This is a genomic window from Salmonella sp. 32010601201800023SM (assembly GCF_017572235.1).
Classification (GTDB): domain Bacteria; phylum Pseudomonadota; class Gammaproteobacteria; order Enterobacterales; family Enterobacteriaceae; genus Salmonella; species Salmonella enterica.
The window spans coordinates 23,382-32,270 of record NZ_JAGEQS010000012.1 but is presented as its reverse complement, the minus strand read 5'-3'; the positions used below and the strand labels follow the sequence as shown (position 1 = coordinate 32,270).

Genomic DNA, 8,889 nt, shown 5'->3' with positions numbered 1-8,889 from the left:
TTCTGTCTCAGTACGACTTCCCGGGCGACGACACGCCGATCGTTCGTGGTTCTGCTCTGAAAGCGCTGGAAGGCGACGCAGAGTGGGAAGCGAAAATCATCGAACTGGCTGGCTTCCTGGATTCTTACATCCCGGAACCAGAGCGTGCGATTGACAAGCCGTTCCTGCTGCCGATCGAAGACGTATTCTCCATCTCCGGTCGTGGTACCGTTGTTACCGGTCGTGTAGAACGCGGTATCATCAAAGTGGGCGAAGAAGTTGAAATCGTTGGTATCAAAGAGACTCAGAAGTCTACCTGTACTGGCGTTGAAATGTTCCGCAAACTGCTGGACGAAGGCCGTGCCGGTGAGAACGTAGGTGTTCTGCTGCGTGGTATCAAACGTGAAGAAATCGAACGTGGTCAGGTACTGGCTAAGCCGGGCACCATCAAGCCGCACACCAAGTTCGAATCTGAAGTGTACATTCTGTCCAAAGATGAAGGCGGCCGTCACACTCCGTTCTTCAAAGGCTACCGTCCGCAGTTCTACTTCCGTACTACTGACGTGACTGGCACCATCGAATTGCCGGAAGGCGTAGAGATGGTAATGCCGGGCGACAACATCAAAATGGTTGTTACCCTGATCCACCCGATCGCGATGGACGACGGTCTGCGTTTCGCAATCCGTGAAGGCGGCCGTACCGTTGGCGCGGGCGTTGTTGCTAAAGTTCTCGGCTAATCGCTGATAACATTTGACGCAATGCGCAATAAAAGGGCATCATTTGATGCCCTTTTTGCACGCTTTCACACCAGAACCTGGCTCATCAGTGATTTTATTTGTCATAATCATTGCTGAGACAGGCTCTGTAGAGGGCGTATAATCCGAAAGGCGAATAAGCGTTTCGATTTGGATTGCCTCGCGATTGCGGGGTGAAAATGTTTGTAGAATACTTCTGACAGGTTGGTTTATGAGTGCGAATACCGAAGCTCAAGGGAGCGGGCGCGGCCTGGAAGCGATGAAGTGGATAGTTGTTGCCATATTGCTGATCGTCGCAATCGTCGGCAACTACCTCTATCGCGACATGATGCTGCCGCTGCGTGCGCTGGCCGTAGTAATTCTGATTGCTGCAGCGGGTGGTGTCGCGCTGTTGACGACAAAAGGTAAAGCAACCGTTGCTTTTGCCCGTGAAGCGAGAACCGAAGTCCGTAAGGTCATTTGGCCGACTCGCCAGGAAACGCTGCACACCACGCTGATCGTCGCTGCGGTTACCGCAGTTATGTCACTGATCCTGTGGGGACTGGATGGTATTCTGGTTCGCCTGGTATCCTTTATCACTGGCCTGAGGTTCTGAGATGTCTGAAGCACCTAAAAAGCGCTGGTACGTCGTTCAGGCGTTTTCCGGTTTTGAAGGCCGCGTAGCCACATCGCTGCGCGAGCATATCAAATTACACAATATGGAAGAGCTGTTTGGCGAAGTCATGGTGCCGACTGAAGAAGTCGTTGAGATCCGTGGCGGCCAGCGTCGTAAAAGCGAACGCAAATTCTTCCCGGGTTACGTTCTGGTCCAGATGGTCATGAACGACGCAAGCTGGCACCTGGTGCGCAGCGTGCCGCGTGTGATGGGCTTTATCGGCGGTACGTCTGACCGTCCGGCGCCGATCAGCGACAAAGAAGTCGATGCGATCATGAACCGCCTGCAGCAGGTTGGCGATAAGCCGCGGCCGAAAACTCTGTTTGAACCGGGTGAAATGGTTCGTGTTAACGACGGTCCGTTCGCAGACTTTAACGGCGTTGTCGAAGAAGTCGATTATGAGAAGTCTCGCCTGAAAGTGTCTGTTTCTATCTTCGGTCGTGCGACCCCGGTAGAGCTGGACTTCAGCCAGGTTGAGAAAGCGTAAGGCTGCGATCAAAAAAGCAGCGATCTAATCGTTGCATAGGGCGCGAAATTGACATACAATTTCGCGCCTTTTGTTTTTATGGGCCTTATGCCCATAAAGCGATATTTATCACGGGGAGCTTCTTTGAAGCGATACTACCCAATTCGAGGAATTTAGAATGGCTAAGAAAGTACAAGCCTACGTCAAGCTGCAGGTTGCAGCTGGTATGGCGAACCCGAGTCCGCCGGTTGGTCCAGCACTGGGTCAGCAGGGTGTGAACATCATGGAATTCTGCAAAGCGTTCAACGCAAAAACGGATTCCATCGAAAAAGGTCTGCCGATTCCGGTTGTTATTACCGTTTACGCTGACCGTTCTTTCACCTTCGTTACCAAAACGCCTCCGGCAGCTGTTCTGCTGAAAAAAGCGGCTGGTATCAAGTCTGGTTCCGGCAAGCCGAACAAAGACAAAGTAGGTAAAATTTCCCGCGCTCAGCTGCAGGAAATCGCGCAGACCAAAGCTGCCGACATGACTGGTGCCGACATTGAAGCGATGACTCGCTCCATCGAAGGTACTGCACGTTCCATGGGCCTGGTAGTGGAGGACTAAGAAATGGCTAAACTGACCAAGCGTATGCGCGTGATCCGTGAAAAAGTTGATGCGACCAAACAGTACGACATCAACGAAGCTATTGCCCTGCTGAAAGAGCTGGCCACTGCTAAATTCAACGAAAGCGTTGACGTTGCCGTTAACCTCGGCATCGACGCTCGTAAATCTGACCAGAACGTTCGTGGCGCGACTGTACTGCCGCACGGTACTGGCCGTTCTGTTCGCGTTGCCGTATTTACCCAGGGCCCGAACGCTGAAGCAGCTAAAGCTGCTGGCGCTGAGCTGGTAGGTATGGAAGATCTGGCTGACCAGATCAAGAAAGGCGAAATGAACTTCGACGTTGTTATCGCATCCCCGGATGCAATGCGCGTTGTTGGCCAGCTGGGCCAGGTTCTGGGTCCGCGCGGCCTGATGCCAAACCCGAAAGTCGGTACCGTAACGCCGAACGTTGCTGAAGCGGTTAAGAACGCTAAAGCAGGTCAGGTTCGTTACCGTAACGACAAAAACGGCATTATCCACACCACCATCGGTAAAGTGGACTTTGACGCTGACAAACTGAAAGAAAACCTGGAAGCTCTGCTGGTTGCGCTGAAAAAAGCAAAACCGAGCCAGGCGAAAGGCGTGTACATCAAGAAAGTTAGCATCTCCACCACCATGGGTGCTGGCGTTGCCGTTGATCAGGCTGGTCTGAGCGCATCTGCGAACTAAGATTAGTCTTTACGTGGGCGGTGATTTTGTCTACAATCTTACCCCCACGATTCTGTTGAAATATAACAGAGCACTATGCGAGTCATTTGAATTGCAGCAAGGCAGCAAGTGAGTGAATCGCCAGGAGCATAGTTAACTATGTGACTGGTGTGAACGAGCGCAGCTAACACAGGTGCGGTTCAAAGGACGAAGTCATAGAAAGAATTTGTTCGTTGGAGCCTGGCCTATCCAGGCCTCCGTCGAAGACCGCAGGCGTCTCGCAAGAGGCTTAATCCCCTGCGTAGACGGTGACAGAACGCTAAGATTATTTTTGATACTCTGGCTTGTTTCTGCTCACCGTATTAAGACGCTCTTCTCGTTGAGATGAGTGAAGTGAGTTCCGGAACATGAGTTCCGGCAAACATCCAGGAGCAAAGCTAATGGCTTTAAATCTTCAAGACAAACAAGCGATTGTTGCTGAAGTCAGCGAAGTAGCCAAAGGCGCGCTGTCTGCAGTAGTTGCGGATTCCCGTGGCGTAACTGTAGATAAAATGACTGAACTGCGTAAAGCAGGTCGTGAAGCTGGCGTATACATGCGTGTTGTTCGTAACACCCTGCTGCGCCGCGTCGTTGAAGGTACTCAGTTCGAGTGCCTGAAAGACACGTTTGTTGGTCCGACCCTGATTGCATACTCTATGGAACACCCGGGCGCTGCTGCTCGTCTGTTCAAAGAGTTCGCGAAAGCGAATGCAAAATTTGAGGTCAAAGCTGCAGCCTTTGAAGGTGAGCTGATCCCGGCGTCTCAGATCGACCGCCTGGCAACTCTGCCGACCTACGAAGAAGCAATTGCACGCCTGATGGCAACCATGAAAGAAGCTTCGGCTGGCAAACTGGTTCGCACACTGGCTGCTGTACGCGATGCAAAAGAAGCTGCGTAATCGCAGTTGTCTTTATCAAGCATTTGCTTACGTATAAACTTATTCTGATATTCAGGAACAATTTAAATGTCTATCACTAAAGATCAAATCATTGAAGCAGTATCCGCTATGTCCGTAATGGACGTTGTAGAACTGATTTCTGCAATGGAAGAAAAATTCGGTGTTTCCGCTGCTGCTGCTGTAGCTGTAGCTGCTGGCCCGGCTGAAGCTGCTGAAGAAAAAACTGAATTCGACGTAATTCTGAAAGCTGCTGGCGCTAACAAAGTTGCTGTTATCAAAGCAGTACGTGGCGCAACTGGCCTGGGTCTGAAAGAAGCTAAAGACCTGGTAGAATCTGCTCCGGCCGCTCTGAAAGAAGGCGTGAGCAAAGATGACGCTGAAGCACTGAAAAAATCTCTGGAAGAAGCTGGCGCTGAAGTTGAAGTTAAATAAGCCAACCCTTCCGGTTGCAGCCTGAGAAATCAGGCTGATGGCTGGTGACTTTTTAGTCACCAGCCTTTTTGCGCTGTAAGGCGCCAGTAGCGTTTCACACTGTTTGACTACTGCTGTGCCTTTCAATGCTTGTTTCTATCGACGACTTAATATACTGCGACAGAGCGTACGTTCTGTGTAAATCGCAATGAAATGGTTTAAGCGTGATAGCAACAGGCATTGCGGAAAGTATCCATTTTCCGGTCAACAAAATAGTGTTGCACAAACTGTCCCCCGCAGGACAGATGGGTCGACTTGTCAGCGAGCTGAGGAACCCTATGGTTTACTCCTATACCGAGAAAAAACGTATTCGTAAGGATTTTGGTAAACGTCCACAAGTTCTGGATGTACCTTATCTCCTTTCTATCCAGCTTGACTCGTTTCAGAAGTTTATCGAGCAAGATCCTGAAGGGCAGTACGGCCTGGAAGCAGCCTTCCGTTCCGTGTTCCCGATTCAGAGCTACAGCGGTAATTCCGAGCTGCAGTACGTCAGCTACCGCCTTGGCGAACCGGTGTTTGACGTTCAGGAATGTCAGATCCGTGGCGTGACCTATTCCGCACCGCTGCGCGTAAAACTGCGTCTGGTGATCTACGAGCGCGAAGCGCCGGAAGGCACCGTAAAAGACATTAAAGAACAAGAAGTCTACATGGGCGAAATTCCGCTCATGACCGACAACGGTACCTTTGTTATCAACGGTACTGAGCGTGTTATCGTTTCTCAGCTGCACCGTAGTCCTGGCGTCTTCTTTGACTCCGACAAAGGTAAAACCCACTCTTCGGGTAAAGTGCTGTATAACGCGCGCATCATTCCTTACCGTGGTTCCTGGCTGGACTTCGAATTCGATCCGAAGGACAACCTGTTCGTGCGTATCGACCGTCGCCGTAAACTGCCTGCGACCATCATCCTGCGTGCGCTGAACTACACCACTGAGCAGATCCTTGACCTGTTCTTTGAGAAAGTCGTCTTCGAAATTCGCGACAACAAACTGCAGATGGAGCTGATTCCAGAACGTCTGCGCGGCGAAACCGCGTCGTTCGATATCGAAGCTAACGGCAAAGTGTACGTTGAAAAAGGCCGTCGCATTACCGCGCGTCACATCCGTCAGCTGGAAAAAGACGATATCAAGCATATCGAAGTTCCGGTTGAGTACATCGCAGGTAAAGTCGTCTCTAAAGACTACGTTGACGAATCTACTGGCGAGCTGATCTGCGCGGCGAACATGGAGCTGAGCCTGGATCTGCTGGCTAAGCTGAGCCAGTCCGGCCACAAGCGTATCGAAACGCTGTTTACCAACGATCTGGACCACGGCCCGTACATTTCTGAAACGGTACGCGTCGACCCAACTAACGATCGTCTGAGCGCGCTGGTAGAAATCTACCGCATGATGCGCCCTGGTGAGCCGCCGACTCGCGAAGCGGCTGAAAGCCTGTTCGAGAACCTGTTCTTCTCCGAAGACCGCTATGACCTGTCTGCGGTGGGTCGTATGAAGTTCAACCGTTCTCTGCTGCGCGACGAAATCGAAGGTTCCGGTATCCTGAGCAAAGACGACATCATTGATGTCATGAAGAAGCTCATCGATATCCGTAACGGTAAAGGCGAAGTGGATGATATCGACCACCTCGGCAACCGTCGTATCCGTTCCGTCGGCGAAATGGCGGAAAACCAGTTCCGCGTTGGCCTGGTGCGTGTAGAGCGTGCGGTGAAAGAGCGTCTGTCTCTGGGCGATCTGGATACCCTGATGCCTCAGGATATGATCAACGCCAAGCCGATTTCCGCCGCAGTGAAAGAGTTCTTTGGTTCCAGCCAGCTGTCTCAGTTTATGGACCAGAACAACCCGCTGTCTGAGATTACGCACAAACGTCGTATCTCCGCACTCGGCCCAGGCGGTCTGACCCGCGAACGCGCAGGCTTCGAAGTTCGAGACGTACACCCGACGCACTACGGTCGCGTATGTCCTATCGAAACGCCGGAAGGTCCGAACATCGGTCTGATCAACTCCCTGTCCGTGTACGCACAGACTAACGAATATGGCTTCCTTGAGACGCCGTACCGTCGTGTGGTTGATGGCGTGGTTACTGACGAAATTCATTACCTGTCTGCTATCGAAGAAGGCAACTACGTTATCGCTCAGGCGAACTCCAACCTGGATGACGAAGGCCACTTTGTAGAAGATTTGGTTACCTGCCGTAGCAAAGGCGAATCCAGCTTGTTCAGCCGCGACCAGGTTGACTACATGGACGTTTCCACCCAGCAGGTGGTCTCCGTCGGTGCGTCCCTGATCCCGTTCCTGGAACACGATGACGCCAACCGTGCATTGATGGGTGCGAACATGCAACGTCAGGCGGTTCCGACTCTGCGCGCTGACAAGCCGCTGGTGGGTACCGGTATGGAACGTGCTGTCGCCGTCGACTCCGGTGTTACTGCAGTAGCTAAACGTGGCGGTACTGTTCAGTACGTGGATGCGTCCCGTATCGTTATCAAAGTTAACGAAGACGAGATGTACCCGGGCGAAGCGGGTATCGACATCTATAACCTGACCAAATACACCCGCTCTAACCAGAACACCTGTATCAACCAGATGCCATGTGTGTCTCTGGGCGAGCCGGTTGAACGCGGCGACGTGCTGGCAGACGGTCCGTCCACCGACCTCGGTGAACTGGCGCTCGGTCAGAACATGCGCGTGGCGTTCATGCCGTGGAACGGCTACAACTTCGAAGACTCCATTCTCGTTTCCGAGCGTGTTGTCCAGGAAGACCGTTTCACCACCATCCACATTCAGGAACTGGCGTGCGTGTCCCGTGACACCAAGCTGGGGCCGGAAGAGATCACCGCTGACATCCCGAACGTGGGTGAAGCTGCGCTCTCCAAACTGGATGAATCCGGTATCGTTTACATCGGCGCGGAAGTAACCGGCGGCGACATTCTGGTCGGTAAGGTGACGCCGAAAGGTGAAACCCAGCTGACGCCGGAAGAGAAACTGCTGCGTGCGATCTTCGGTGAGAAAGCGTCTGACGTTAAAGACTCTTCTCTGCGCGTACCTAACGGTGTCTCCGGTACGGTTATCGACGTTCAGGTCTTTACTCGCGATGGCGTAGAAAAAGACAAACGTGCTCTGGAAATCGAAGAGATGCAGCTCAAGCAGGCGAAAAAAGACCTGTCTGAAGAACTGCAAATCCTCGAAGCGGGCCTGTTTAGCCGTATCCGTGCGGTACTGGTGTCCGGCGGCGTTGAAGCTGAGAAGCTCGACAAACTGCCGCGCGACCGCTGGCTGGAACTCGGTCTGACCGACGAAGAGAAACAAAATCAGCTGGAACAACTGGCTGAGCAGTATGACGAACTGAAACACGAGTTCGAGAAAAAACTTGAAGCGAAGCGCCGTAAAATCACCCAGGGCGACGATCTGGCGCCGGGCGTGCTGAAGATCGTGAAGGTCTATCTGGCCGTTAAACGCCGTATCCAGCCGGGTGATAAGATGGCAGGTCGTCACGGTAACAAGGGTGTTATCTCTAAGATCAACCCGATCGAAGACATGCCTTACGATGAAAACGGCACGCCGGTAGACATCGTACTGAACCCGCTGGGCGTACCGTCTCGTATGAACATCGGCCAGATTCTGGAAACCCACCTGGGTATGGCTGCGAAAGGTATTGGCGACAAGATTAACGCCATGCTGAAACAGCAGCAGGAAGTCGCCAAACTGCGCGAATTCATCCAGCGTGCCTACGATCTGGGCGCCGACGTTCGTCAGAAAGTCGACCTGAGCACCTTCAGCGATGATGAAGTGCTGCGTCTGGCAGAAAACCTGCGTAAAGGTATGCCGATTGCCACACCAGTGTTTGACGGTGCGAAAGAAGCGGAAATCAAAGAGCTGCTGAAACTGGGCGACCTGCCGACCTCCGGTCAGATCACCCTGTTCGATGGCCGTACGGGTGAACAGTTCGAACGTCCGGTAACCGTCGGTTACATGTACATGCTGAAACTGAACCACCTGGTTGATGACAAGATGCATGCGCGTTCTACCGGTTCTTACAGCCTGGTTACTCAGCAGCCGCTGGGTGGTAAGGCGCAGTTCGGTGGTCAGCGCTTCGGGGAGATGGAAGTGTGGGCGCTGGAAGCTTACGGCGCCGCCTACACCCTGCAGGAAATGCTCACCGTTAAGTCTGATGACGTGAATGGTCGTACCAAGATGTATAAGAACATCGTGGACGGCAACCATCAGATGGAACCGGGTATGCCGGAATCCTTCAACGTTCTGTTGAAAGAGATCCGCTCGCTGGGCATCAACATCGAACTGGAAGACGAGTAATTCTCGCTCAAACAGGTCACTGGT

Annotated in this window: 8 protein-coding genes; all 8 read left to right on the top strand. The window is 52.5% G+C overall.

The features are described from left to right. On the top strand, positions 1-716 hold a 716-nt coding region (locus J4617_RS22435), incomplete at its 5' end, for an EF-Tu/IF-2/RF-3 family GTPase (protein WP_072162919.1). A gap of 229 nt (positions 717-945) precedes the next feature. Further along, positions 946-1,329 (top strand): preprotein translocase subunit SecE, encoded by a 384-nt coding sequence (gene secE / locus J4617_RS22430; RefSeq protein ID WP_001275691.1) that lies wholly within the window; start codon positions 946-948, stop codon positions 1,327-1,329. 1 nt (position 1,330) lies between these two features. Beyond that, complete coding sequence (gene nusG / locus J4617_RS22425; RefSeq protein ID WP_001287521.1) at positions 1,331-1,876, top strand: transcription termination/antitermination protein NusG; 546 nt, start codon at positions 1,331-1,333, stop codon at positions 1,874-1,876. A 157-nt stretch (positions 1,877-2,033) separates the two neighbouring features. After that, positions 2,034-2,462: a 50S ribosomal protein L11 gene (gene rplK, locus J4617_RS22420; RefSeq protein WP_001085926.1), complete on the top strand. Its 429-nt coding sequence runs from the start codon at positions 2,034-2,036 to the stop codon at positions 2,460-2,462. A gap of 3 nt (positions 2,463-2,465) precedes the next feature. Beyond that, positions 2,466-3,170: a 50S ribosomal protein L1 gene (rplA, locus tag J4617_RS22415; protein WP_001096676.1), complete on the top strand. Its 705-nt coding sequence runs from the start codon at positions 2,466-2,468 to the stop codon at positions 3,168-3,170. 419 nt (positions 3,171-3,589) lie between these two features. After that, positions 3,590-4,087 carry a 50S ribosomal protein L10 gene (rplJ, locus tag J4617_RS22410; RefSeq protein WP_001207203.1) on the top strand — a complete coding sequence of 166 codons (498 nt, stop codon included), beginning with the start codon at positions 3,590-3,592 and terminating at the stop codon, positions 4,085-4,087. Positions 4,088-4,153: 66 nt separating this feature from the next. After that, complete coding sequence (gene rplL, locus J4617_RS22405; protein ID WP_000028882.1) at positions 4,154-4,519, top strand: 50S ribosomal protein L7/L12; 366 nt, start codon at positions 4,154-4,156, stop codon at positions 4,517-4,519. 317 nt (positions 4,520-4,836) lie between these two features. Continuing rightward, complete coding sequence (rpoB, locus tag J4617_RS22400) at positions 4,837-8,865, top strand: DNA-directed RNA polymerase subunit beta (protein WP_000263105.1); 4,029 nt, start codon at positions 4,837-4,839, stop codon at positions 8,863-8,865. Positions 8,866-8,889 lie beyond the last annotated feature (24 nt).

Excerpts from the sequence above, each read along its gene's own strand:
- rplL (WP_000028882.1), top strand. The coding sequence starts at position 4,154 with ATGTCTATCACTAAAGATCAAATCATTGAAGCAGTATCCGCTATGTCC.
- secE (WP_001275691.1), top strand. The coding sequence starts at position 946 with ATGAGTGCGAATACCGAAGCTCAAGGGAGCGGGCGCGGCCTGGAAGCG.
- nusG (WP_001287521.1), top strand. The coding sequence starts at position 1,331 with ATGTCTGAAGCACCTAAAAAGCGCTGGTACGTCGTTCAGGCGTTTTCC.
- rpoB (WP_000263105.1), top strand. The coding sequence starts at position 4,837 with ATGGTTTACTCCTATACCGAGAAAAAACGTATTCGTAAGGATTTTGGT.
- rplA (WP_001096676.1), top strand. The coding sequence starts at position 2,466 with ATGGCTAAACTGACCAAGCGTATGCGCGTGATCCGTGAAAAAGTTGAT.
- rplK (WP_001085926.1), top strand. The coding sequence starts at position 2,034 with ATGGCTAAGAAAGTACAAGCCTACGTCAAGCTGCAGGTTGCAGCTGGT.
- rplJ (WP_001207203.1), top strand. The coding sequence starts at position 3,590 with ATGGCTTTAAATCTTCAAGACAAACAAGCGATTGTTGCTGAAGTCAGC.